Genomic DNA, 25,270 nt, shown 5'->3' with positions numbered 1-25,270 from the left:
TCCCCGATCCAGTAGCACAAGCTTGTGAGTGCGCTGTGGATAAGTAGCGCAAGTGCTTGATCTGTAGGTGGCTTTTTTTGCTGATTAAATTTTAAGCAAGCAAGCTTTCAGGCATGCTCATAGATACTAAAAAGGCCAGCATCTTTGCTGGCCTTTCTCTTATTTGGCTTTCTGCCAGCGCTTTTGCAAGCCATCAAAGCTCAGATATAGCGCCGGGGTGATGTAGAGGGTGATGAGTTGCGACAGCACTAAGCCGCCAACTACCGCCACGCCCATAGGCTGGCGCAGCTCGGCCCCTGCACCGATCCCGATGGCAATCGGCATGGCGCCCATAATGGCGGCCAGCGTGGTCATCATAATGGGGCGGAATCGTAATAAGCAGGCTTCACGAATCGCGTCCACAGGCGCTTTGCCTTCTTTGCGCTCGGCTTCCAGCGCAAAGTCGATCATCATAATGGCGTTTTTCTTGACGATACCAATCAGGAGTAAAATCCCGACCATGGCGATAAAGGTGAGCGGCAGGCCGACCAGATCCAGTGCAATCAGCGCCCCAACGGCAGCCGATGGAATGCCCGCCAGAATGGTAAGCGGGTGAATCCAGCTTTCATACAGCACACCCAGAATCACATAAATCACCGCCACAGCCACCAGAATTAACCAAAGTTGGGTATTTTGCGATTGCTGGAATACGGCGGCATCCCCGGCAAAAGCACCAAATACTTTGGATGGCAGCTGGATTTCCTGCTTCAGGGCTTCGATCTTGGCTGCGGCTTCAGACAGCGTTTTGCCTTCGGCCATATTAAACGACAGCGTTACTGCAGGCAGCTGGCCCTGGTGGTTGATGGCGTTATTGGTCATGATGCGCTCGACGCTGGAAAACGCCGAGATCGGCACCAGCACGCCACTATTGCTGCGGGCATAGAGCTTATTGAGCGCCGATTCATCACGGCGATAATCGTCGCCAAGCTGCATCAGTACCGAGTAGCTGTCTTGAGGCAGATAAATGGTACTGATTTCGCGCTCGCCAAACGCGCCATACAGCGTTTCACGCAGATTTTGCATATCGATACCCAAGGTTTGGGCTTTGTCTCTGTCGATATTTAATCTGGCTTGCAGGCCGCGCTTTTCGGTGTCCGATGTGACTTCGGTAAAGATGGGGGATTGGCGCATGGCGCGCATCAGCTTGTCGGACCAATCGCTCAGCTCATCTGATTGCACGGCTTGCAGAGTGTACTGGTAGCGGCTTTTTGAGCTGCGTGCGCCAATTTTTAAGTTTTGGGTCGGGTTAAAAAACACCGAGATACCGGTAATACCGCTGGTGTCCTTACGCAGGCTGGCTACGGTTTTTTCCATAGAAAGCCGCTGATTGCGTGGCTTTAAGGTAATAAACATCCGGCCACGGTTGCCGCTGGATAAGCTGGAAACCACCACGTTTACATTGGGATTTTTTTGAATCCGCCCGGCTACTTCGGCATGCAGTTTAAGCATGGCAGGGTAGGCAATATCCTGCGGGCCCTCAGTGCTGGCCTGAATCTGGCCGATATCTTCTTCAGGGAAAAAGCCCTTGGGCATGGATTGATACAGCCAGCCGGTGAGTGCAAAGGTGGCAAGCGCAATGATCAGCATCAGCTTGCGGCGGCCCAAGCTCCAATCCAGCGTGCGCTGATACGCGCTAAGTACTTTATGAAAGCCATTTTCAAAAAAACGGCTCCATGCGGGCACATGGACATCAGGCGCTTCGTGTTTAATATAACGCGCCGCCAGCATTGGGATCAGCGTCAGCGCCACCACGGCGGACACCATAATCGCTAAGGTGACGACGGCGGCAAATTCATGGAATAAGAGGCCAATGGTGCCTGGCATAAAGAAAATCGGGATAAACACGGCAATCAGCGATACTGAAATCGATACCACGGTAAAGCCGACTTCCTGCGCGCCCTGAATGGCGGCTTCCATGGGCTTCATGCCGTTTTCAACGTGGCGCATGATGTTTTCAAGCACCACAATTGCATCATCTACCACCAAACCAATGGCAATGGTCAGCCCCATCAGCGAGATATTGTCGAGGCTGTAACCCAGCCAGTGCATCAGTGCAAAGGTGGCAATCAGCGAGATGGGCAGCGATAAAGCCGGAATCAGCGTGGCCGCAGCACGGCGTAAAAACAGCAGAATCACACCCACCACCAGCAGCATGGTCAGCAACATGGTGAGGTTTACATCGTGAATGGCTTCGCGCACCGATTGCGATCTGTCGTTTAAAACTTGTACATTTACAGAGGCGGGCATTTGCGATTTAAGCTGTGGCAGGGCCGCTTTAATCGCGTCAACCACGGCCACGGTATTGGCGTCCGACTGGCGCATTACGGCCAGCACGATAGAGCGCTCGCCGTTAATCCAGCTGCCGCTTTTTACGTCTTGTACGCTGTCTTCTACTGTGGCGACGTCTGACAGGCGCACCGGTTGTTTATTCTTTTGGGCAACGATTAAGTTGGAAAAATCGGCGGCATTTTTAAGCTGCTCATTGGCTTGCAGTGCTAAAACCTGCCGCTTGCCATCAAGCTGGCCAACCGGGCTGTTGGCATTGGCTGATTTAAGCGCTGCGGATAACTCGGCCAGTGTCATATCTCTTGCAGCTAATAGCTCCGGGTTAACCTGCACCCGTACGGCAAAGCGTTTTTGCCCGTAAACCGTTACTTGTGCTACGCCATTGAGGGTGGAAAGCGTGGGGGAAATCAGGTTGTCGCCGTAATCGTTCAGCTCAGACAAGCTCATCGATGGCGAGTTAATCCCCACCATCAGCACCGGTGCATCCGCAGGGTTTACTTTGCGGTAGCTTGGCGGGCTGGTCATATCTTTGGGCAGGCTGCGTGATGCGCGGTAGAGTGCGGCTTGCACATCGACGGCCGCATCGTCGATATTGCGGTTGGCGTCAAATTCCAGCGTCAGCGATACCTTGCCCTGAGTGCTGCTTGAGGTAATGACGGAAAGGCCGGGAATGGTTGAAAATTGCTTTTCAAGCGGTGTTGCCACCGAGGTGGACATCGTTTCCGGGCTGGCACCAGGCAAGCTGCCGGACACCTCGATGGTGGGCATATTAAAAGAGGGCAGGGCAGAAATCGGCAGATTAAACCAGGCGACTACCCCGGCCACCACCACCGCCAGCCACAGAAGCGTAGTTGCAATGGGCTTATTAATGCTGAGTAAGGAGATATTCATTTGAGCATCTCCTTCGTGAATGAATAAAAGGTGGGGCTGGTTTGGCGCGTGCTTTTTATGTAGATATTCATTTTGCGGCACTGGCGGCTGTTTTTGGAGCGCTTGCGTCACGCTTTTGGGCTTCGCGAACTTTGCTGCCTTCACGCAGATTTTGCCCGCCTTCTTTCACTACTTTGATATTGCTGCCTATGCCGCTGACCACGGCACGCTCGTTTTCAACTTGCAGCAATTCAATCTGAATTGCTTTAACCGTCTGATCGGCCTGAATGGCAAAAACAAAGCGATGATCCGGGCCGGTTTGCACCGCCTGAGTCGGCAAAACAACGGCGTTTTTAAGCATGCCAGCGGCCACCTGCACAGGTACAAAAGCGCCAGGCCAGAGCAGGTTTTTTGGGTTGGAAAATTCTGCTTTTAAGGCAATCGTGCCCGAGCTTGAGTTAACGGCGTTATCGATAAAGCTCAGCTTGCCCTGCATTTTATTGCCATCAGCTAAGGTGGCTCTGACTAAAATAGGCTGCGGTGCGTTTTGCAAAAGGCTTAAATCGCGCTCAGGCAGGCTGAAGGCCACGGTAATCGGGTCCAGCTTGCTGATGGTTACCAGCGGAATAGCAATACTTGGCTGTACATAGCTGCCGGTATGTACTTCCACCAGACCCGCACGGCCACTGAGCGGTGCTTTGATTTGCGAATAAGATAAATTGATTTTTGCTGCATCCACCGCCGCACGTTCTGCAGCCAGTGTGGCTTGCAGGGTTTCTAATTTGCTTTGGGCATTGTCGAGGGCTGTTTTGGAGATAAAGCTTTGCAGTGCCAGCTCTTTAGAGCGGGTGTAATCCCGCTCTGCCGCAGCAAGCTGCGCCTGGCTTTGTGCCAGTTTAGCAATGGCCTGGCGCACATTGGCTTCCTCGGTCCTGGCGTCCAGGCTGAATAAGAGCTGGCCTGCGCTGATCTGATCGCCTTCTTTAAAATGCACTTTACTAATCAGGCCACTTGTTTGCGGGCGTACTTCCACCTGATCCAGCGGGCTGACATGGCCCTGGGCACTTAAATTAAGCGCAATATCGGCTGTCTGCGTTGTGGTCGCCGTTATTTGCTGGGGAGGACGCTCAGTTTTTTCTTTTGCTGCTTCTTTGCCACAGCCCACAAGAATCAGGGCAATCAGGGTCAGGCTAAATTTAGTCATTCATAATTCCAGCACGAACACCGCGCCGGAATCGTACGGTGATCGCAATCATAGTCAGGGCCACCATCAGGCCAAAGCCGGTGATGATGGCGTACATAGGAGGAATTCCGCTGGCCTGGAATTGGTGGGCTACCGCTTTACTCACATTGTCGGTAATGGGATGGCTGAAGTACTTCACCATCATGGCGTGTATGCCCACCATCACCAGAATACCGATATTCTCATTAAAGTTTTGCACGGCAATTGAGTGCCCTGCACCCATCAGTGTATGCCCCCTGTGTTGCAACATTGCGTTCAATGGCACCACAAAGAAGCCGGACAGGCAGCCAACAATAAACATCAGAAACGCAGCCAGCCAGGTATTGTGAACAAACAGCATGCCGATCACCATAACGCCCATGGCGATACCAGCAGGCAATACACAAAATGCTTTTTTGAGCGGTACATAATGCCCGGCAAGAATGGCGCCTGCCGCAATGCCAAATGCAACAACAGCCACTAGCTGAGTCGCTTGCTCCATGGAAAAGTTCAACCAGATAATGGCCCAGTTCAATACTACCAGGCGCATGGTGGCCCCCGCCCCCCAAAAGAGTGTGGTTACACCCAGGGATAACTGGCCCTGAGGGTCTTTCCAAAGTTTGGCCACGCAGCCCCAGAATTCTTTAATCAGCGCGACAGGCTGCAGCTGCAGTGGTTTGAGTTCTACATTTAATTTAGGGATGTAGCAGTTCAGCCATGATGCGGCGAGATAAAGCAAAATAATTGCGGCAATGGCAAAGGTCGCTGGGGTAAAGAAAGCACCCAGCACGGTGCTGTTTAGCCAGGGGGCAACGTGCGAACCTGCCAGTAAGCCACCCAGGATGGTGCCAAAGATAATGGCACTGACGGTTGCGCCTTCCAGCCAGCCATTTGCGGCAACCAGTTTTTCGTGTGGTAAGTATTCGGTAATGATGCCGTATTTGGCAGGGGAATAGGCTGCAGCGCCAAACCCCACAAGGGCGTAGGCCATAATCGGCGGGATACCCACAAGCATGCCAAGGCAGCCAGCCAGCTTGATGCCATTACAAATCATCATGGCCTTGCCCTTGTGCATGGAATCGGCAAAAGAGCCGGCAAAAGGGGCAAGCACAACATAAGACACTGTAAAGCACCAGAGCAGCATGGATAAATGCCATTCGGGTGAATGTTGCTCTTTTAGTAGCGCAAGGGCCGCAAAGAAGAGGGCGTTGTCAGCAAGCGCAGATAAAAATTGCGCGCCAAGAATAATGAAAAATCCACGATCCATCTTGGAACAGTACCCTTTTTTATAGTGTGGGGTTTATATCACGAAACGCAGGCATCCTGCCGGACTTAGGCTGCCGAAGCAAAAAATTGCATGACCGGGATCAGATTTTGCCGGATTTACAGCGTAATTAGCGAGGTATTGGTCAATAAAACGGTTAAATGCAGGCTGCTAAGGTGGTTTTTATACCTGCAAAGATTAAGTACTGCGGCCTGCCATCAGTAAAGCATTGTCGCTTTTGCGTCTTACATGTAATCAACAAGGTTTATACTCTACGCTTTTCCTTTGCCATGGTTTTGTCATGACCCGCCCGATTCGTGCTGTGATTCATACGGCAGCACTTGCTTCTAATTATGCGCATGTAAAAGCATGTGCACCAAATAGTAAAGTTTTTGCAGTTGTTAAAGCGAATGCCTACGGCCATGGCATTGCAAATATGGCGGCTGCACTGCCCGGTGCTGATGCTTTTGCTACTTTAGAAATGCCTTCTGCGCTGACTTTAAGAGAGTTAGGGGTAAAGCAAGCCATCCTGTTATTAGAAGGTGTGTTTTCTGCCGCCGAGCTGCAGCTTTGCGCAAAGCACGATTTCTGGTTGTCTGTGCATGATGAGCGCGGCATAGGCTGGCTTGAAAACACAGCGTTAAGTCGCCCTGTACATATTTTCTTAAAATTAAATACTGGCATGAACCGGCTTGGTTTTCCTGCCGAAAAAGCGCCGGCTTTAGTTGAGCGCCTGCAACAATGCAGCAATGTGGCAAGCATTACCCTGATGGCACATTTTGCAACCGCTGATGATCCGGAGCAGGGTGTGGCCGCGCAATGCGCGCGTTTTGATGCTGCATGCAGCGGGCTGGGGCTGCCTGTTTCTCTTGCTAATTCGGCGGCCTTACTGGCTTATCCGGAAACACAGCGTCAGTGGGTAAGGCCTGGCATTGTTTTATATGGTTCATCTCCTTTTAGCGGAAAAAGTGCCGCAGAGCTGGGCCTGCAGGCCGCCATGACTTTAAGCGCCGAAGTGATTGCTGTTCAGGAGCTGAATGAAGGCGATACCGTTGGATATGGCGCCGGCTTTGTTGCGGCAAGGCCCATGCGGATAGGGATTGTGGCCTGCGGCTACGCCGATGGTTATCCGCGCCACGCACCCACGGGCACCCCTGCTTTAGTGGATGGCGCGCGCAGCCGGCTGATTGGCCGCGTATCAATGGATATGCTGGCTGTTGATTTAAGTGAATTACCTGGTTCAGGTGTGGGCAGCGAGGTTGAGCTCTGGGGTAAAAACGTGTCTGTTGATGATGTTGCGGCGGCGGCGGGCACTATCGGCTATGAGCTGATGTGCGCAGTTGCGGCCCGGGTGCCTGTATTTGTCGAGTTCTGATCCGGGCTTTAGCTATACCGCAATAAATAAAGGCGCAAACAAAGCTCATAAGTCAGCTTAAGGTTTGCGCCTTTTTTTGTTCAACACGATTTGTTTCTTTTGATTGTGTTTGCTTCTTTGTGTTGGTTTTTTGTTGTTCTGTGCGCTGAATGGCGGGCTAAGGGCGGAGTGTTTAAAACATATATTCATTGATTGTGATGTTTATGCCTAAACAGCATAACAATTCATGAATAAATAATGACTTAAACTGTTTTCTTGCTCGAAAAGATGGCCGGCTTTCATTACAATGATCTTTCCTTTTAAAACCTACCCAAGCAGCAGGTTTGATCCATGGCATTGATTGTCCAGAAATATGGCGGCACCTCGGTAGGTTCTACCGAGCGGATTAAAAACGTGGCTCGCCGCGTGGCTAAATTCAAAGCAGAAGGGCACGATATTGTCGTTGCTGTTTCTGCGATGTCCGGCGAAACCAATAAGCTGATCGCACTGGCTAAAGAAATTCAGGCCAACCCGGATCCTCGTGAATTGGATGTCATTGTCTCTACCGGTGAGCAGGTCACTATCGGCCTACTGGCTATGGCGCTGAAAGAAATCGGCGTTGATGCAGTAAGCTACACCGGTGGTCAGGTCAAGATCCTGACCGACAGCGCGCACACTAAGGCGCGCATCCAGCATATTGACGATGGCGGAATGCGCAGCGATTTGGCAGCTGGCAAGGTTGTAATTGTTGCTGGCTTCCAGGGCGTAGACGCACAGGGCAATATCACGACCTTAGGCCGTGGTGGCTCCGATACCACGGGTGTGGCGCTGGCCGCAGCACTAAAGGCTGACGAATGCCAGATTTACACGGATGTGGATGGCGTTTACACCACAGACCCGCGCGTAGTGCCTGAGGCACGCAAGCTTTCCACGATTACTTTTGAAGAAATGCTGGAAATGGCCAGCTTAGGCTCAAAGGTATTACAGACCCGATCGGTTGAATTTGCCGGCAAATACAATGTGAAGTTACGTGTCTTGTCTTCTTTTGAAGAAGAGGGCGATGGCACGCTGATTACCTTTGAGGAAGACAGTAAGATGGAAAAACCCGTTATTTCCGGCATTGCGTTTAACCGTGATGAAGCCCGTATCAATGTGATCGGCGTGCCAGATAAACCGGGCATTGCCTATCAAATCTTAGGTCCAGTGGCGGATGCCAATATCGACGTTGATATGATTATCCAAAACGTGGGCCAGGATGGCACAACTGATTTCTCCTTTACCGTGCCTAAAAATGATCTGGGCCGTGCGATTAAAGTATTAGAAGGCGCACAAAGCCAGATCAGCGCCCGCCAGATCAACGGCGACGATAAGATCTGTAAAGTATCTATCGTGGGCGTGGGCATGCGCTCGCATGTGGGCGTGGCGTCAACGATGTTCAGAACGCTGGCCGAAGAAGGGATCAATATTCAGATGATTTCTACTTCCGAGATTAAAATCTCGGTTGTGGTGGATGAAAAGTATCTTGAGCTTGCTGTGCGTGTGCTGCATAAAGCGTTTGGTCTGGATATGATTCAGTAAAATCAGCTCAAAATAAAGAATCTGACTCTGTTCTAAAACAATGTTTGCTATGTTTTTGACAGTGATCTCTGATTTTTTAAAAAGGTGCAGAATTTTTTATTCTGCACCTTTTTGTTTTTTATCCTTACAAAACAAATCACTAGCTTTGGATCGATGCAGTGCTGTAAGAAAGTGCTCATAAAACTTAAATTATTTGCAGCTTAGCGGTTGACGCCCTTCCGGTGTTTGCGTAGTATTCGGGTCCTTGACGGAGAGTTGGCCGAGTGGTCGAAGGCACTCCCCTGCTAAGGGAGCATACGGGCAAAACCTGTATCGAGGGTTCGAATCCCTTGCTCTCCGCCAAGCATGTTGCGGCTGTAGCTCAGTTGGATAGAGTATCTGGCTACGAACCAGAGGGTCAGGAGTTCGAATCTCTTCAGCCGCACCATTAAATATAATGAATCTTCTGATTCAGAAATATTTAGTATTTTTTAAAGATGTTCCCATAGTTTAGCGGTTAGAACACTGCCCTTTCACGGCGGCGGCCGGGGTTCGATTCCCCGTGGGAACGCCAGAATTTGTAAGACGTAAGTTCGGAATATCAAGGCCGGCTAAGCCGGTTTTTTTATTTTTTGAACTTGCAGAGCGGCTGTAGCTCAGTTGGATAGAGTATCTGGCTACGAACCAGAGGGTCAGGAGTTCGAATCTCTTCAGCCGCACCAGTAAATACGATGAGTCTTCTGATTCAGAAATGTTTAATATGTTTTAAAGATGTTCCCATAGTTTAGCGGTTAGAACACTGCCCTTTCACGGCGGCGGCCGGGGTTCGATTCCCCGTGGGAACGCCAGAATTTAGTATATATAGAAGTATGCGGCTGTAGCTCAGTTGGATAGAGTATCTGGCTACGAACCAGAGGGTCAGGAGTTCGAATCTCTTCAGCCGCACCAATAAATACGATGAGTCTTCTGATTCAGAAATATTTAGTATGTTTTAAAGATGTTCCCATAGTTTAGCGGTTAGAACACTGCCCTTTCACGGCGGCGGCCGGGGTTCGATTCCCCGTGGGAACGCCAGGTATCGCACAATGCATACTGTATAAATAACCACTCCACCTCATAGGTTGAGTGGTTTTTTTACGTCTGAAACTTGTGCAGCTTATTGACGCGGCTTGCTCAAATTGTTTTGTAAGCAGGCCTGGATACGTGGCACAACAAATTGAATAAATGCCTCATATTTTTTGGGGAGCGGATGATGGTAGGGGTAGACCAGATAAAAGGGGTAGGGCGCTGGTTGCCAGCCAGGTAAAACCTCCTGCATTTCACCTTTGCTGACCAGTGGCTCTGCAATATAGGCAGGTAATAAAGCGACACCAAAGCCAGCAGCAACAGCACTGGCTGTGCTGGCATAGCTATCAATAGAAAACTGGCTGCGCAGCTCAATTTGCTCAATTTTCCCTTCGCATTCCAGCAGCCAGCTGCCTTCCTGCTCCTGATGTAATTCTAGTAAAACACGGTGCGTTACTAAATCACACGGATGGTCCAGCCTCCCTGCCTGCGCAAGATAACTTGCTGAGGCGTATATCCTTTTTTGCGATAAGCCTAAATGCCTTGCCACCAGATTTTCATCCCCCACTGTTCTTGATCTGATGCAAAAATCAATGCCATCGGCGACAGGGTTTTTCAGCCTGTGATCGGTGTCTAATTCCATACGTATGCCGGGGTATTGCAAGCTGAATTCAACCAGGATGGGGGCCAGTATGGATTGCCCGAAGGCTTGAGTGGCACTGATACGAAGTGCTCCCTCTACCGTGGCCTGCAGGCCTTCAATATCCCGGCGGGATTGCTGAAGCATTTCACGCAATGCCGCAGCATGCATTGCCAGCCTGACTCCCGCCTCTGTGAGTGAGACGCGTCTTGTGGTTCTGAGCACAAGCAGGGTGGCCAGCTCAGCCTCCAGGCGTTTTACACTCTGGCTGATATGGCTTTTGGTGCAACCAAGCAAGTCAGCAGCGGCGGTAAAGCTGGCTGTACGTGCCAGTGCATCGAAAGCGAGTAAGGCATCAGGCGGAAGGATTGTTTTCATATGCAAACAGTGTGTCGTTTTTAGCTAGTTTATCGTAATTTAATTGCCAATTACTATGTCATTGTCAATTAATTAAAACGATGGTGCCGGAATGATTGCAATCTTACGTCAATTTTTTAATGCCCGTATTCAGCGGCCTGTGCAAAGAACTGGTCAACTGAAGCGAGTCATTACTGCGCTGGCAGGTTTTTGGTGGCGGGGCTTTTTGCCCTGCGGGAAGGCATTAAGGGATGAGATTGAGGCATTAGAGCGGGTGCGGGATCGCTGGCGTTCCCGTTAGGCAAGGGTTGGGTAATTCTGTCCATAAAAATACAGTATTTATGCTGTCTGCCATACCGCGATGGTCTGATCAGGGTTAATACCTGGCTGCGCAGCAACTGCTCTGTGGGACGCTCTGAGTAAATGAAGGTTTTGGGCAGTCCGCCAGAATGTTTCATAAAATGAAGAGGGTCTTTTAGTTTGCAAAAAGATTGTTCTAAAAGTTTATTTTTAGCGATTGTTGTTTGCTAACAGGGTGGAAAGCGCATTGGCTAAAATGGATCATTCTCATTCAGACTTACTCATTGTTTTGAATAAAGCTTTGCAATTAGCAGAGCAGCTTGCTGTTTGGCATGAAAAAAAAGGGGTGCATGGTGCTTTACGGCCTGAATATATCAGTTTTACAGATTCAGGCGTCAGTATCAGCCCTGCAGATCAGGAAGAGCTGGCATTAAGTCTGCGTTGTCTGCGTTATGCCTCACCAGAGCAGGCGGGGCGTTTAGCACAATTTGATAAACGCAGTGATTTATATTCCCTGGGCGTTATTCTCTATGAGTGGATTACAGGGCGCCTTCCTTTTTCTGCTGATGATTTACTTGATTTAGCACATCAGCAAATGTCTTCATTACCTGTTGCGCCAGCCTCGTTGGTGCCGCAATTACCCTTACAGATTTCTCATCTTATTTTAAAGCTCCTGGCGAAATCTCCGGAAGCAAGATATGCAACAGCCAGAGGCCTGGTTGCGGATATTGCTCTGTGTATTGAGCAATTAAAAACCGCAGGCTATATCGCTTTATTTACATTGGGCGAAACAGATTCAGGATCACAATTTATGATTCCGGATCATTTATATGGCCGGGAACAAGAAATTGATTATTTGCAGCATTTGTATTTAAGAGCGGCTCAGGGGCAAGCGATTATTTGCATGTTAGGCGGGTATTCGGGGGTAGGAAAATCCACTTTAGCACTTTCAATCCGGGATGAAGTCCAAAATAAGGGAGGGCGGCTTATTGTTGGTAAGTTTGATCAATTCAGACGTGATTCACCTTATTCAGCATTAATTGAAGCCTTTAAGTCACTGCTTCGTCAGGTATTAGCCAGTAAACAGGCAGAATTAGCACAATGGCGTGAGAAAATTGCAGACTCACTGGGTGATAACGCACAAATTGTTATTGATGTTCTTCCAGATTTAGAAAAAATAATTGGTCCACAATCCGCAGCACCTTTGTTAAGTGGCCTTGCGGCTCAGCGCCGTTTTAATGAGCTGTTTGCTCAGTTAGTTGCGCTGTTTGCCAGTAAAGAGCACCCGCTGGCGATATTTTTAGATGATTTACAGTGGGCTGATTTTGCTTCGCTGGCCTTGATTCAGTCATTTGCTAAAAGCAGTATGGCTGCCCATGTACTGATTATTGCGGCATATCGTGATAATGAGGTCGATGCGAATCACCCATTAGTTAATATGTTAAATGAATTACTTAAAAGCAAGGCTTGTGTGGAAAAGCTGGCTTTACAGCCTCTGCATGCGGAGCATTTAAGTGAAATGATTCAGGATACCTGCCGCAATATTCAGAATGTGGCTGAGTTAAGCCGTTTACTGATGAGCAAAACAGAAGGCAACCCATTTTATGCAAGGCAATTTCTTAAAAATATGCAGGCTAAAGGGCAGCTATTTTTTAATTTCACTGACAATACGTGGCACTGGCAATTAGACCAGGCCCGCCTTCAGGATGCTGCAGATAATGTAGTTGAATTAATGATGCAGCGTTTAAATCGCTTTTCAGTTGAAACTCAAACTGTATTACAAACCGCTGCCTGTATCGGAAAACGTTTCGACTTAACTTTATTGGCCGTTGTTGAAAACACAACAGAAGCCTTTGTACTTACTTTGCTGGCCCCTGCTTTGCATGATGAATTGCTCCTTGCTGTTCATGAAGGAGGTGAGCGAAAAGTATTTCAGTTCGCCCATGACCGGATCCAGCAAGCGGCATATTCTGTAACTTTAGAACGTAATTTAAACAGCCTGCATTTAGAGATTGGCCGCCGCTTATTGCAGCAAATATCTGCTGAGGCAACTGAAGCACCTTTATTTGAAATTGTGGATCAGCTTAATCATGGTCTGGATAAAGTGAAATTGCCTCAGGAGCGAATTGCATATGCTCAGCTTAATTTACGGGCAGGAATTAAAGCAAGAGAGGCAATGGCCTATCAGGCGGCCATGCGATATTTAGATACGGCTATTTCATTATTACCCGAAGATTCGTGGTCAGAACAATATCAGCTCAGCTTTGATATTTACTTAAATGCATCAGAGGCGTGCGATTTATGTAATCTGGATGAGCGATTTGAGTTGCTGGTTGAAACGTTGTTATTCAGGGGGCAGAGCGCCTTAGATAAAGCCCAGGCACGGATCAGACAAAGTATTTATTACAGCCGTAAAGGCAGAATGGCCGAAAACCTTGAAGCCGGCCGGCTTGGTTTGATTTTATTTGGCATGAATATTCCTGAAATAAATGATCACTATGGGATGAATGAGCGTTTTAAAAGTGAAATGGTGATATTCAGGGGTTATTTTTCAGATAAAGAATTGTCTGGCTTATATGATTTACCTTTTTCACATGATGCAGAAACAGATATTATTTTAAAGCTTATTGCGTCTATATCTGAATCTGCTATTTTTACTAATTACCCGTTATTTTCACTTATTTCTGTACTCGGCGCCAACCGTTCGATTGTATTTGGTAATGCAATGCTTTCTCCTTTTTGTTATACCCTTTTGGGTATTACATTAATTGCACAATTCAAAAATTATCAGGATGCCCGTAATATTGCAGATGCAGGTTTAAAGTTAAGCCGCGAAAAGCTGTTTGATTTGTGGGGGTATAACCGTGCATTTACTTATTACACATGGAATATTAATCATTGGACTTTACACGCTGAAACGACATTGCCCCTGCTGGATGAAAATTATAATCTGGCATTAAAAGCACATGATTTAGTTTATGGTGCCTATGTATTAGTGGCCAAGCCATGGAGTCATTTTATATTAGGCCGCAGTATGCTCGATGTGATTTCCAGCAACCAGCAGCTGGGGCAGTATTGTTTAACTCATGATGTGGTTTTCCCTGTAACACTGGCTCAGCCCTTTGAAGCTTTAGCCCGGGTGTTACATGGGGAAAGCAGCTCATTGAGCGATTTAAACAGTGAGCATTTTGATGTACAGGCATTCCGGCAAATCTGGAGTGGTGTGCCTATCGTGATGGCAGGTTTGCATATTGCACAACTTTCTTTGCATATTTATTCACAGGAATATGATGCTGCTTTGTTATTGGCGGAGCAAATAGGCAAAGATTATCCATCTACCTATTTATTAAATTTAGTCTGGAAGTTTTCCCATGGTTTGGCGCTGTCTGCTTTAGCGAGAAAGAATACAGGAAAAAAACGACAGGCTTATATTGATGCTCTGGAGGTCATCAGCGAATACTTTGAGCAAATTTCTAAAGAGGGAACGCCTGAAAATGTAGAGCATAAACTGGTTTTTTTACGCGCCGAGCAGGCGCGTCTGGATAACCGGACTGAGGATGCTGAGCTTTTATATTGGCACGCTATTCGCCTTGCACAGCAAAGAGGTTTTTTACTGGATGAGGGCTATTTTCATGAAATGCTTGGATTATGGCTGGAGGAAAGAGCCTGCGCTTTTGAGCCCATTCAGCAAATATTAACCCAGGCGGCAACCTGTTATCGCCAGTGCCATGCTTTAGCACTGATGGGGCGGGTTGAGCTGCGCTTAAAAGTATTGCCAAGGCAGGAGCTGGAGCTTATTCAAAACGATGTGGATGCGCTGCATGCCTTAGATAGCCTGGATACGCTGGCTATTTTGCGGGCCGTTCAGGCGATTTCCAGTGAAGTGGGCGTGCAGCCTTTATTGGGGCGCTTGCTAAAAATTATTATCGAAGCCGCAGGTGCTGATCGTGGTGCCATCGTGGTGCGAGATGGTGATCAGTTGCAAATTGAGGCTATTCTTAATTTTGTACAGCCGGTATTACCTGAGAGCTTATTGCGTTTTGTTTTTAATACAGGGCAAACCACTTTATTAAATGAGTTAACGCAGTTTTCTGAATTCAGGGGCGATATTTATTTTACTCAATACCGGCCTGCTTCTATTCTTTGCCGTGCACTGGGGCGCAGCAGTACCGGACGGCGCGTGCTGTATTTGGAGCACAGCACCATTAGCAATACTTTTTCTATGCAGCGCAGGCAGGTATTGGAGTGGTTGTCTGCGCAGGCTGCTATTTCAATTGAAAATGCGCAAATGTATCAGGAGCTTGAATCGCTTGTGGCAAAGCGTACTGTAGAGCTGGAGCGCAATCGAAATGTATTGGAATCCATTTTAGAATTCTCTCCTGCCCTGGTTTCTTTAAAAGATTTAAATGGCCGCTATTTGCGGCACAATTTGCGTTTTGCTGAATTATTTAATCGGGCAGGTGAATCTCTGGTAGGAATGACCGATGAAGAAATAGCAGGGGCAGAAACAGCAAGCCGGTTTTTGATTCAGGATAAGCGGGTTATTGCAGAGAATGCACCTCAGCGGGTTGAGGAAGAAATCATGACTGCTGATGGATTGCATACCTTCTTAACGCATAAATTTCCCCTGCGGGATGCAGATGGCAGTGTGTATGCTGTTGGCGGGATTGCGATGGATATTACTGAATTAAAATTAGCACAAAAAACAGCAGAAGCCGCAACACAGGCAAAAAGTGCATTTCTGGCCAATATGAGCCATGAAATCAGAACGCCAATGAATGCTGTAATTGGGATGGCTCATCTGGCATTGAAGACAGATTTAAATGAACGCCAGCGCGATTACGTGCAGAAAATACATTATGCTGGCCAGTCTTTATTGGGAATTATTAATGACATTTTAGATTTTTCTAAAATAGAAGAGGGAAAATTATCAATTGAAAAAATTGATTTTAATCTTGATCAGGTCTTTGCCAATATTGCGACTCTGACATCAGGCAAAGCAGAAGATAAAGGTATTGAATATCTTTTTCAAGTGCATCCGAATGTGCCCCGATATTTAGCCGGGGACCCCCTGCGTCTGGGGCAGGTATTACTGAATATGGTGAGTAATGCAATTAAATTTACTGAAGAAGGTGAAGTACATGTGATTTGTGAGTTAATCCGCTCCGATGAAAAGCAGGTGGTTTTGCGCTTTTCTGTCCGGGATACAGGTATGGGTATGAGTTCAGAGCAGGTGAAAAAACTGTTTTTACCTTTCAGCCAGGCGGATAGTACAACCACGCGTAAATTTGGTGGCACAGGTCTGGGATTATCGATTTCCAAGCGCCTGGTCGAAATGATGGGCGGGGAAATTGAAGTGCAAAGCGTGCCTGACCGGGGCTCTGTTTTTGCGTTTAGCTGTGTTTTTGGTCATGAAACCTCACAGCAGCACAACACCACACGCTTACCTCACCATTTACATGGCATGCGTATTTTAGTAGTGGATGATAATTCGGTTGCCCGTGAGATTTTGCAGGAATCACTGCAAAGTCTTACTTTTGTAGTTGATGCCGTGTCTTCCGGAGAAGATGCGCTGGTTAATTTGCACCGCGCCGATGCAAAACAGCAGCCCTATGGGGTGGTCTTTACAGACTGGCATATGCCGGAAATGAATGGCCTTGAATTAGCCCGCAGAATAAATCTGGATAAAAGATTGTTTCATACGCCATCGCTTGTGCTGGTGACTGCTTATACAAGGGAAGATATTCGTGCAGAAGCACAGGCTGCACATGTGGATGGTTTTTTGTTTAAGCCCATTAATCAATCAATGGTTGTAGATACTTTATTAACCATTTTTGCGCCTGAATTATTGCGTGATATAGCTTCATTTACCCGTACTGATATTATTCCTCATTTGAAAGGCATGCGTGTTTTATTGGTAGAGGATAATTTAGTGAATCAGCAGATTGCATTAGAGCTAATGCGATCTGCGGCTATTGAGGTTGATATTGCAAATAACGGCCATGAGGCCATTAAAAAAATTGTAGAGTTTGGCCCCAAGCATTATCACTGCGTATTAATGGATCTGCAAATGCCAAAAATGGATGGCCATGAAGCGACGGCTGTTATTCGCAGTGATGCGGTGTTTAATACCCTGCCGATTATTGCGATGACGGCCCATGCCATTAATGAAGAAAGAGCCCGTTGTTTAGCTGAAGGGATGAATGAACATATCACCAAGCCGATTGATCCGGCTTTATTATTTGAGCGTTTGCAATACTGGCATCAGCATCGTTTATCAGCTGATGGCAATACGCGTATTTATATTGGCGATCACTTGCCTGAGGAACTGGCCATTGAAACACCTCCGGAGGAGCCAAAACCAGCTGAGGTGATCTTATCCGGACCGAAGGATTTATCTGAATTGGATAAGCTGAAATTATTATCAGGTGTGGCTGGTTTGGATATGGATGATGGGCTGGCAAGGCTGGGCCATAATGCTGCATTGTATTGGCTGGTCATTCAGCAGCTGGCCATGACAGAGCAGGATAACCCGGAAAGAATTCGTGCTGCATTAGCACAGGGAGATTTTGAAAGTGCTTCCAGAGCAGCGCATTCTTTAAAAGGTGCTGCTGCAAATTTGTCGTTCAATGATATAACGCAATTTGCAGCCAAGGTTGAGTCTTTATTGCGCCAGGGTGAAAGAGGAGATATTTTATATCGGTATATCAATGAGCTTGATCAGTCTGTGCAGCTGCTGTGCCGTGCCATTGAGCAAATTGATCAGTAATTAATCTGCATATAAAAAAACACCGCATTGCTGCGGTGTTTTTATTTTAAGGCTGCGCGAGCTTGCCTTCTAATTGCTTTCTGATTTCCGGCATTCTGTGTTCCAAATAATGAATGCTGGTGCTGCCTTTAATAAAGGCTTCATCTAATAAAAGCTGCTGATGTAAAGGGATATTGGTGTTGATCCCTTGTACGACCATTTCAGACAATGCAATTCGCATTCTGGCCATGGCTTGAGCGCGATCATCACCATAGGTAATGATTTTACCAATCATCGAATCGTAATGCGATGGTACGGTATAGCCTTGGTAAACATGTGAATCCACGCGCACACCCGGGCCACCCGGGGTGTGGTAGGTGGTGATTTTGCCCGGGCTGGGGATAAACTTAAGCGGATCTTCAGCATTAATCCGGCACTCAATGGCGTGGCCTTTGAGTTTCACGTCTTTTTGCGTGTAGCGCAGCGGCAAATTAGCCGCTACACGAATCTGCTCTTGCACAATATCGATGCCGGTAATCATTTCGGTAACCGGATGCTCAACCTGAACACGGGTATTCATTTCAATGAAATAGAATTCGCCATTTTCAAATAAGAATTCGAATGTACCTGCGCCACGGTAATTAATTTTGCGGCAGGCAGCAGCGCATCTTTCACCAATCTGTTTACGTTGTGCTTCGGTAATGCCCGGTGCAGGTGCTTCTTCAATGACTTTTTGGTGACGGCGCTGCATGGAGCAATCGCGCTCGCCCAGATAAATGGCGTTGCCGTGCTGGTCGGCCAGAATCTGGATCTCGATATGGCGTGGGTTCTGCAGGTATTTTTCCATGTAAACCATGGCATTGCCAAAGAACTTTTCTGCTTCTGATTTGGTCAGCTCAACGGCCGCGACTAATTCTTCTTCAGTATTCACCACACGCATGCCGCGGCCACCGCCGCCGCCAGCTGCTTTAATAATGACCGGGTAGCCAACGGCTTTACCGATTTTCATTAATTCAGCAGGATCGTCCGGTAAAGCGCCATCAGAGCCGGGTACGCAAGGCACGCCTGCTTCTTTCATGGCGTCTTTGGCAGAAACCTTGTCGCCCATCAGGCGGATGGATTCCGGGCGCGGGCCAATAAAGGCAAAGCCGGATTCTTCAACGCGCTGGGCAAAGTCGGCGTTTTCACTTAAAAAACCGTAACCTGGGTGAATGGCCTGCGCTTCTGTGACTTCAGCTGCGGCAATCAGTGCTGGTACATTCAGATAGCTTAATGTGGAGGAGGCCGGGCCAATACATACCGATTCATCGGCTAATTTGACGTATTTTGCTTCGCGGTCGGCTTCAGAATGCACAACAACCGTTTTGATGCCCATTTCACGGCAGGCGCGCAAAATGCGCAGCGCAATTTCACCGCGATTTGCAATCAGGATTTTTTCAAACATGGGAAGCTCCGTGAGGAGTAAGGATGAAAGGGAAGCCAGGGGTTTTAACCCTGTTCTTCCCTTTTTAAGCCTTACCGAATCAGCCAATAATAAATAGTGGCTCACCGTATTCAACAGGGCGGCCATTTTCGACCAGGATCGATTTGATCACGCCTGCCTTGTCGGCTTCGATTTCGTTCAGGAGCTTCATCGCTTCGATGATGCACAGGGTGTCGCCCACATTGACTTGCTGGCCAACTTCTACAAAGTTTTTCGCTTCAGGAGAAGAGGCGCGGTAGAAAGTGCCGACCATAGGAGATTTGGCAACAAAGCCTTCTTGCTGTGCTTCTACTTCAGCGGCAACAGCAACGGCTACTGGTGCTGCGGCAGCAGGTGCGGCTGCAGGAGGCAGCTGGTATTGCATTGGCTGTGCGTAGGCAGGAATGTTTTGATTCACACGGGTGATACGAACGCGTTCTTCACCTTCGGTGACTTCAAGCTCGGCGATGCCAGATTCTTCAACCAGATCAATCAGTTTCTTAAGTTTGCGCAAATCCATAGGGGTCTCCTCTCTGTATATGAGAATTTATTGGCGTTGATTAATTATCAGGGGGCCTTGGGAGTAAAACGGAGTGCGAAATCCAGTGCGCATTCATAGCCGAATGCGCCCAGGCCGCAGATAACGCCAACCGCGAGGTCGGAAAAATAGGAGTGGTGCCGGAATGATTCACGAGCATGAACATTGGACAGGTGAACTTCAACAAAAGGAATTTGCACCCCGGCCAGCGCATCACGAATAGCAATGCTGGTATGTGTAAACGCAGCGGGGTTAATGATGATAAAATCCGTGCCGTCCAAACGGGCGGCATGAATGCGATCGATTAGCTCGTATTCGCGATTCGATTGGAAAGCATCAACGCGGGCAGCACGCTGTTGTCCCAGTTCAATGAGCTTAGAATTGATTGTCTCTAGGGTATCAGCACCGTAGTGCTGCGGCTCTCTTGACCCTAGCAGGTTCAAATTTGGGCCATGTAGTACTAGGATATTGCGTGTGTTTTGCATCCGCTACTCACTTTTGTTGCCTGTCATTGGGCGAAGTTTGCCGCAGTATGTGCGAATTTGTCCAGAAAAAGTGGGTAATTTCGGCGATTTGCATTCTAAAACACTTGTTTGAAAGTCCGCCAGGCCAATCTACATGCGGGTTTTATCGTACAAGGTGATACACGCCTTGTAGTTTTGTTACATCTTAAAAAAGGCTTGTTTTTACATGCAAGTAGCTGACTTTGATTACCATTTGCCTGAATCTCTGATTGCACAGTTTCCCCCTGATGCACGTGGAGAAAGCCGTTTGTTACATGTAGATGGTCTTACACGGCAAGATTCACATTTTCGCGAATTGCCGCAGTTTTTGCGTGCAGGTGATGTACTTATTTTTAACGATACCAAGGTGATTAAGGCCCGGGTGTTCGGTAAAAAAGAATCAGGCGGTGCGATTGAGGCTTTAATTGAACGCGTTTTGGATGAGCACAGCGCACTGGCTCATATCCGTTCATCCAAAGCACCCAAGCCCGGAGCGAGGCTTATTTTTGCAGATCGTTGGACGGCGACAATGACCGGGCGCAAAGATGATCTGTTTAAATTGCAGTTTGATGGCGAAGAAAGCGTTTTAGATATCCTGGAGCAGGCGGGCCAGCTGCCTTTGCCACCCTATATCACTCATATTCCTGATGACGAAGATGCCAAGCGCTACCAGACTATCTATGCGCGGGATCCTGGTGCTGTAGCAGCACCTACGGCCGGGCTGCATTTTACTGAAGATTTGCTCGCGCAATTACAAGCGATGGGCGTTAAAACAGGCTACCTGACTTTACACGTGGGCGCAGGTACTTTTCAGCCGGTGCGGGTAGATAATATTGCCGAACATACAATGCACCATGAGCGTTATTCCATCCCGGCAGCAACAGTGGCCCTGATTCAGGACGCTAAGGCGCAGGGCGGCCGTGTGATTGCGGTAGGAACCACCAGCCTGCGTGCACTGGAAGCGGCGTCTCAGCAAGGCTTACTGGCGGAGCCGGAAGGGGATACTAATATCTTTATCACGCCGGGCTATCAGTTCCGCGTGGTGGATCGCCTGATTACTAATTTTCATTTACCCAAATCTACTTTATTGATGCTGGTTGCGGCGTTTGCAGGCTACGACACAATGCGTGCCGCTTATCAGCATGCAGTGGAGCAAGAATACAGATTTTTCAGCTATGGCGATGCGATGCTATTGGAGCCTGCTACTCTGAAGTAAGCCACACAAAGAGCAGGGGTTTATTGTGTTTAGTGAAATCAGTCCTGAAGATGCAAAAGCTTTGATGCGTGGTATGGTCATCCCCCCGCGTCCTGATATTTTGCTGGCTCTAGAAGATGCTCAGCATTCTGAAGCCCCTGATTTTGCCGAGATTGCCCGCTTAATCAGCGCGGATATGGTTTTATCAGGGGCGGTCATTAAAACAGTAAACTCCCCGTTCTTTAGCCTGAGCACCCGGGTTAATTCGGTGCAACAGGCATTGCAGCTGCTGGGCTTAAAAAACTTAGCCAATATTGTGCAGGGTCTCGTGCTGAGGCAGGTATTAAGCCCGGCATCACTTGGGGATATGAGTGAATTCTGGGATTACTCTTCATCTGTTGCGATGGCTGCGGCTTATTTAGCAGAGGCGGTGCACGGTGTGTCCAGTGATGAGGCGTATACGCTGGGTTTGTTTCTGAACTGTGGCAAGCCGCTGATGGCCCTGCGATTCCCTGGCTACACGCTGCAGCATGCTGTGGATGATCATTGTACAAATCGGGCCTTAATCCTCCGGGAAGAGCAGCAGTATCGTGTCAGCCATAATGTGGTGGGCTATTTACTGGCACGCGCATGGTATTTACCGGTAGCAAGCAGCCTTGCTATTTTGCATCTGCAGGATGGTGATATTTCAGAATGTGCTGTGCAATGGCCGCACGTATGCGCCTTAATTGCACTGGCCCAGCTGGCTGAGCACATTGTTCAGCGTTCCATGCATCTGCCTGAGCAGCTGGGGTGGCCTCAGGCTGAAGTGCTGCTGCGGGGGCTGCTTGGCCTGAGTCAGGATGAGCTGGAAGACTTGCAGGATTCTGTGCAGCAAAAGCTGAATCACTGACAGGGCCAAAGGGCGGGCCTGTCGTATCAGTGAGGCACAGCATTCCCACTGACAGCACAGGCTTCCTGTCTGTGTTTTTCAAAAGCTGAATAAGCACTCTTATTTACTGAATGCCCGCTATTTTCACACCGCAATGACATTGCTTTGCTGCTGGCTTGGCGGTAATCTTGCGGCCCGTGCCGGACTGTGTTTCCGGCGGCGTTTAGGAAAAATAATGTTGAAATTTGAATTAAAAGCCACCAGTGGAGGCGCGCGTCGCGGCTCTATGACTTTAAATCACGGCGTAGTTGAAACGCCGGTGTTTATGCCTGTGGGCACTTATGGCACGGTAAAAGCCATGACCCCGCGCGATTTAAAAGAAATTGGTGCGCAAATTTGCCTCGGCAATACTTTCCATCTGTGGCTGCGCCCGGGCCTAGAAGTAGTTGAGCAATTTGGCGGCTTGCACGAATTTATGGGCTGGGATAAACCGATCCTGACTGACTCTGGCGGTTTTCAGGTATTTAGCCTGGGCGCAATGCGCAAAATCACCGAAGAAGGCGTGACTTTCCAAAGCCCGGTGAATGGCGATAAATTATTTTTAACGCCCGAAGAATCAATGAAAATTCAAACGGTGCTTAATTCTGACATCGTCATGATTTTTGACGAATGCACACCGTATCCTGCTGACCGCAAGCAAGCAGGCGATTCGATGCGGATGTCTTACCGCTGGGCCAAGCGCTCACGTGCTGAGTTTGATGCACAACAAAACCCGAATGCGCTGTTTGGCATTGTGCAGGGCGGGATGTATGAAGACCTGCGGGATGAATCGATTGCCGGTCTGTTAGAGATTGGTTTTGATGGTATGGCCATTGGTGGTTTGTCGGTGGGCGAGCCTAAAGAAGATATGGAGCGCATTCTGGCCCATACCGCACCAAAACTGCCAGTGAACAAGCCGCGCTATTTAATGGGCGTAGGCACGCCTGAAGACCTGGTGTATGGGGTGAGTCAGGGGATTGATATGTTCGATTGCGTGATGCCCACCCGCAACGCAAGGAATGGCATGTTGTTTACCCGCTTTGGCGATGTAAAAATCAAAAATGCCAAACATAAGCTGGATAAGCGTCCTTTGGACGAAACATGCACCTGCTACACCTGCAAGAACTTCAGCCGTGCATACCTGCATCATTTATTCCGCACCGGCGAGATTTTGGCGGCTCAGCTGAATACCATCCACAACCTGCATTACTATCAGGTGGTGATGGCAGAAATGCGCGCAGCCATTGAAGCGGATCAATTTACCAGCCATGTAGCGCAATTCCACGCGGATCGTGCGCGCGGGGTGGATTGATTTAATGGCGATGGGCACAGCGTGTGCCTTATTGTTCAGTGAGTGCCATGCAATATGAATCGCGCAGGGCAGGTGAAACCCCGCAACCAAAATCAAAAAAACCTTTTTAGTGCCTTCAGCAGGTTGATTTTTGTGTGGTATCCCCGTGAGGGGGGGCGACAGGGAAGGAAGCAAAACCGCAACTTCAAAAGCGCGAAGGTCCCTCGCTGCGGATAATCGCCCCGGTGAAATTAGTTATGAGTATAAAAAAACGGCATAGCCTGCGCTATGCCGTTTTTTTGTGGGAGATGACCGTCTTACTTGGCCAATTCCAGCGCTACCCTGGCGGGCAGGGCAATTTTATTGTCTGTGCTGTACTGATAGTCATGAAAAATATGCTCAGCCGACAGAATCTGATAGCTGCCATCTTCATGCTTGTGGCTGGTGTCTTTCAGGCGGTAGGTGTAGTGGCCACAGGTCCAGCAGTCAAAATTGCGCATATGGGTGCAAAGGCAGGTTTTATCCATCACCTTGATGCGTTTTGCATCGGGCTCAATGGCGATCACGCGGTTATATGCTTCGATATAGCTGCAGTTTCCCTTGGCATCGAGCAGATAGCCGTAGGCTTCGCAGTTTGGACGAATGCCTGCGCCAATCGATGGGCTGTTTTTTAACATGCGCATCGGATAGCCCGTTGGGGAAATCTGATTCACTTCGATATTGTCTTCGCTGGCTTTAAAGTATTCCTGCTGAACATTGGCAGGCAGTCCGCATTCAGTTGATACCGTAAAACGGGTGGCAACTTGTACTGCTGCAGCACCGGCTTCCAGGAAAGACACCGCATCGGTGCCAGTGAAAATACCACCGGCCGGGATAATCGGGATATCAAGGTGCTCGTCAAGCATAAACTGGCGGATTTCGGCCACGATCGTGGCTAAATCGTACTGTGCCCAATCCATGCCAAAGCCTAAGTGCCCGCCCGCCAGCGGGCCTTCAACTACGACGTAATCCGGCAGACGGTTGAGCTTAGCGTTTTTACGCAGAAATAACTGCAAGGCGCGCACGGAGGAAACAATAATTCCCAGCTTGGCGTCTCTGAAACGCGGATGATCTTCGATCAGCCCCATCGATCCCAGATGCAAACCGGCCGCCAGCGTAATCCCATCAATGCCTGCATCCAGTGCCGCTGTTAAACGCACCCGAAGTGTTTCTTTCGGGGCATTCATGGTGAGTTTTTCCATGCAGTTGATAAAGACCAGGCCATCTCCACGCTTCGCTTCCATGGTTTTACCCACGTGCAGCTTGGTGGCTTCTTCTAAGCGGCCTAAATCAAACTGAACTTCGGATTTATCCGGGTTGGCTACATTGTGTTTGTACTGCTGAAGTTTTTCTTTTACTTGCTTGGTTTTGTAGCGACGATCAGTCACAGTGTTGATCATGGCATCTGAAATATGGCCAACGCCACCGAGTCGAGCTGCTTCAAGTGCCAGATCGGCAGTGGAAATATCGACACCCATACCGCCAATCATGATCGGTACGAGTTCTTTTTTACCGAAGCGAAGGCGGAAATCATCTACACGTTTCATCGTTTGTACTTTAACCAAGTAATCAAAAAGGGGCTAAACCTTATCGGCACCGTCTATTCTTTATCGTGATAATCACCACGAGG

At 48.5% G+C, this 25,270-nt stretch carries 15 protein-coding genes and 7 tRNA genes; 14 read left to right on the top strand and 8 right to left on the bottom strand.

Annotated elements, in window-relative coordinates; translation table 11 throughout:
- Positions 1 to 159 precede the first annotated feature (159 nt).
- From HA050_RS01640 to lplT, 3 genes are all read right to left on the bottom strand, one after another.
- Positions 160 to 3,216, bottom strand: coding sequence for an efflux RND transporter permease subunit (locus HA050_RS01640; protein ID WP_166821223.1), 3,057 nt, complete (start codon positions 3,214 to 3,216; stop codon positions 160 to 162).
- Between the two features lie 67 nt (positions 3,217 to 3,283).
- Positions 3,284 to 4,399, bottom strand: a complete 1,116-nt coding sequence (locus HA050_RS01635) for an efflux RND transporter periplasmic adaptor subunit (RefSeq protein WP_166821220.1) — start codon at positions 4,397 to 4,399, stop codon at positions 3,284 to 3,286.
- A complete protein-coding gene (gene lplT / locus HA050_RS01630; protein WP_166821217.1) occupies positions 4,392 to 5,684 on the bottom strand; it encodes a lysophospholipid transporter LplT in 1,293 nt (430 codons plus the stop codon). The genes HA050_RS01635 and lplT overlap by 8 nt, the downstream gene beginning before the upstream one ends.
- A 298-nt stretch (positions 5,685 to 5,982) precedes the next feature.
- Here lplT and alr point away from each other — a divergent pair, with 298 nt between their 5' ends.
- From alr to HA050_RS01585, 9 genes are all read left to right on the top strand, one after another.
- On the top strand, positions 5,983 to 7,056 hold the full coding sequence (gene alr / locus HA050_RS01625; RefSeq protein WP_166821214.1) for an alanine racemase: 1,074 nt from the start codon (positions 5,983 to 5,985) through the stop codon (positions 7,054 to 7,056).
- 330 nt (positions 7,057 to 7,386) lie between these two features.
- Positions 7,387 to 8,613 carry an aspartate kinase gene (locus tag HA050_RS01620; protein WP_099398194.1) on the top strand — a complete coding sequence of 409 codons (1,227 nt, stop codon included), beginning with the start codon at positions 7,387 to 7,389 and terminating at the stop codon, positions 8,611 to 8,613.
- A 249-nt stretch (positions 8,614 to 8,862) separates the two neighbouring features.
- A tRNA-Ser gene (locus tag HA050_RS01615) sits at positions 8,863 to 8,955 on the top strand.
- Between the two features lie 8 nt (positions 8,956 to 8,963).
- A tRNA-Arg gene (locus tag HA050_RS01610) sits at positions 8,964 to 9,040 on the top strand.
- Positions 9,041 to 9,091: 51 nt separating this feature from the next.
- Positions 9,092 to 9,166: transfer RNA gene (locus HA050_RS01605), tRNA-Glu, on the top strand.
- Positions 9,167 to 9,237: 71 nt separating this feature from the next.
- Positions 9,238 to 9,314, top strand: a tRNA-Arg gene (locus HA050_RS01600).
- Between the two features lie 51 nt (positions 9,315 to 9,365).
- Positions 9,366 to 9,440, top strand: a tRNA-Glu gene (locus HA050_RS01595).
- Between the two features lie 23 nt (positions 9,441 to 9,463).
- Positions 9,464 to 9,540, top strand: a tRNA-Arg gene (locus tag HA050_RS01590).
- Positions 9,541 to 9,591: 51 nt separating this feature from the next.
- Positions 9,592 to 9,666: transfer RNA gene (locus HA050_RS01585), tRNA-Glu, on the top strand.
- Positions 9,667 to 9,748: 82 nt separating this feature from the next.
- Here HA050_RS01585 and HA050_RS01580 read toward each other — a convergent pair.
- Positions 9,749 to 10,675, bottom strand: coding sequence for a LysR family transcriptional regulator (locus HA050_RS01580; RefSeq protein WP_166821211.1), 927 nt, complete (start codon positions 10,673 to 10,675; stop codon positions 9,749 to 9,751).
- 91 nt (positions 10,676 to 10,766) lie between these two features.
- On the opposite strand from HA050_RS01580, the gene HA050_RS01575 reads away from it, so the two are divergent.
- Complete coding sequence (locus tag HA050_RS01575; protein ID WP_166821208.1) at positions 10,767 to 10,955, top strand: hypothetical protein; 189 nt, start codon at positions 10,767 to 10,769, stop codon at positions 10,953 to 10,955.
- A 255-nt stretch (positions 10,956 to 11,210) separates the two neighbouring features.
- A complete protein-coding gene (locus HA050_RS01570) occupies positions 11,211 to 17,723 on the top strand; it encodes a response regulator (RefSeq protein ID WP_166821205.1) in 6,513 nt (2,170 codons plus the stop codon).
- A gap of 46 nt (positions 17,724 to 17,769) precedes the next feature.
- Here the strand turns inward: HA050_RS01570 and accC are convergent, their stop codons facing one another.
- The 3 genes from accC to aroQ all read right to left on the bottom strand — a co-directional run bounded on the left by accC (position 17,770) and on the right by aroQ (position 20,187).
- On the bottom strand, positions 17,770 to 19,146 hold the full coding sequence (gene accC / locus HA050_RS01565) for an acetyl-CoA carboxylase biotin carboxylase subunit (protein ID WP_115225829.1): 1,377 nt from the start codon (positions 19,144 to 19,146) through the stop codon (positions 17,770 to 17,772).
- A gap of 79 nt (positions 19,147 to 19,225) precedes the next feature.
- Entirely contained in the window at positions 19,226 to 19,684 is a 459-nt protein-coding gene (gene accB / locus HA050_RS01560; protein ID WP_166821202.1) for an acetyl-CoA carboxylase biotin carboxyl carrier protein, read from the bottom strand.
- 47 nt (positions 19,685 to 19,731) lie between these two features.
- Positions 19,732 to 20,187, bottom strand: coding sequence for a type II 3-dehydroquinate dehydratase (gene aroQ, locus HA050_RS01555; protein ID WP_099398200.1), 456 nt, complete (start codon positions 20,185 to 20,187; stop codon positions 19,732 to 19,734).
- A 205-nt stretch (positions 20,188 to 20,392) separates the two neighbouring features.
- On the opposite strand from aroQ, the gene queA reads away from it, so the two are divergent.
- The 3 genes from queA to tgt all read left to right on the top strand — a co-directional run bounded on the left by queA (position 20,393) and on the right by tgt (position 23,622).
- On the top strand, positions 20,393 to 21,421 hold the full coding sequence (queA, locus tag HA050_RS01550; protein WP_166821199.1) for a tRNA preQ1(34) S-adenosylmethionine ribosyltransferase-isomerase QueA: 1,029 nt from the start codon (positions 20,393 to 20,395) through the stop codon (positions 21,419 to 21,421).
- A gap of 25 nt (positions 21,422 to 21,446) precedes the next feature.
- A complete protein-coding gene (locus HA050_RS01545; protein ID WP_166821196.1) occupies positions 21,447 to 22,292 on the top strand; it encodes an HDOD domain-containing protein in 846 nt (281 codons plus the stop codon).
- A gap of 214 nt (positions 22,293 to 22,506) precedes the next feature.
- The gene (gene tgt / locus HA050_RS01540; protein WP_166821193.1) at positions 22,507 to 23,622 is read left to right on the top strand and encodes a tRNA guanosine(34) transglycosylase Tgt; all 1,116 of its coding nucleotides are present in this window, start codon (positions 22,507 to 22,509) and stop codon (positions 23,620 to 23,622) included.
- A 296-nt stretch (positions 23,623 to 23,918) separates the two neighbouring features.
- Here tgt and HA050_RS01535 read toward each other — a convergent pair whose 3' ends face one another.
- The gene (locus HA050_RS01535; protein ID WP_166821190.1) at positions 23,919 to 25,187 is read right to left on the bottom strand and encodes a nitronate monooxygenase; all 1,269 of its coding nucleotides are present in this window, start codon (positions 25,185 to 25,187) and stop codon (positions 23,919 to 23,921) included.
- Positions 25,188 to 25,270 lie beyond the last annotated feature (83 nt).

The organism is Iodobacter violaceini, assembly GCF_011601265.1.
Taxonomy (GTDB): Bacteria; Pseudomonadota; Gammaproteobacteria; order Burkholderiales; family Chitinibacteraceae; genus Iodobacter; species Iodobacter violaceini.
The sequence above is the reverse complement of the archived record's forward strand: the minus strand, read 5'-3'. Positions and strand labels throughout refer to the sequence as shown.

Excerpts from the sequence above, each read along its gene's own strand:
- aroQ (WP_099398200.1), bottom strand. The coding sequence starts at position 20,187 with ATGCAAAACACACGCAATATCCTAGTACTACATGGCCCAAATTTGAAC.
- lplT (WP_166821217.1), bottom strand. The coding sequence starts at position 5,684 with ATGGATCGTGGATTTTTCATTATTCTTGGCGCGCAATTTTTATCTGCG.
- accB (WP_166821202.1), bottom strand. The coding sequence starts at position 19,684 with ATGGATTTGCGCAAACTTAAGAAACTGATTGATCTGGTTGAAGAATCT.
- tgt (WP_166821193.1), top strand. The coding sequence starts at position 22,507 with ATGTTGAAATTTGAATTAAAAGCCACCAGTGGAGGCGCGCGTCGCGGC.
- accC (WP_115225829.1), bottom strand. The coding sequence starts at position 19,146 with ATGTTTGAAAAAATCCTGATTGCAAATCGCGGTGAAATTGCGCTGCGC.
- HA050_RS01575 (WP_166821208.1), top strand. The coding sequence starts at position 10,767 with ATGATTGCAATCTTACGTCAATTTTTTAATGCCCGTATTCAGCGGCCT.
- HA050_RS01635 (WP_166821220.1), bottom strand. The coding sequence starts at position 4,399 with ATGACTAAATTTAGCCTGACCCTGATTGCCCTGATTCTTGTGGGCTGT.
- HA050_RS01640 (WP_166821223.1), bottom strand. The coding sequence starts at position 3,216 with ATGAATATCTCCTTACTCAGCATTAATAAGCCCATTGCAACTACGCTT.
- alr (WP_166821214.1), top strand. The coding sequence starts at position 5,983 with ATGACCCGCCCGATTCGTGCTGTGATTCATACGGCAGCACTTGCTTCT.
- queA (WP_166821199.1), top strand. The coding sequence starts at position 20,393 with ATGCAAGTAGCTGACTTTGATTACCATTTGCCTGAATCTCTGATTGCA.
- HA050_RS01570 (WP_166821205.1), top strand. The coding sequence starts at position 11,211 with ATGGATCATTCTCATTCAGACTTACTCATTGTTTTGAATAAAGCTTTG.
- HA050_RS01580 (WP_166821211.1), bottom strand. The coding sequence starts at position 10,675 with ATGAAAACAATCCTTCCGCCTGATGCCTTACTCGCTTTCGATGCACTG.
- HA050_RS01535 (WP_166821190.1), bottom strand. The coding sequence starts at position 25,187 with ATGAAACGTGTAGATGATTTCCGCCTTCGCTTCGGTAAAAAAGAACTC.
- HA050_RS01620 (WP_099398194.1), top strand. The coding sequence starts at position 7,387 with ATGGCATTGATTGTCCAGAAATATGGCGGCACCTCGGTAGGTTCTACC.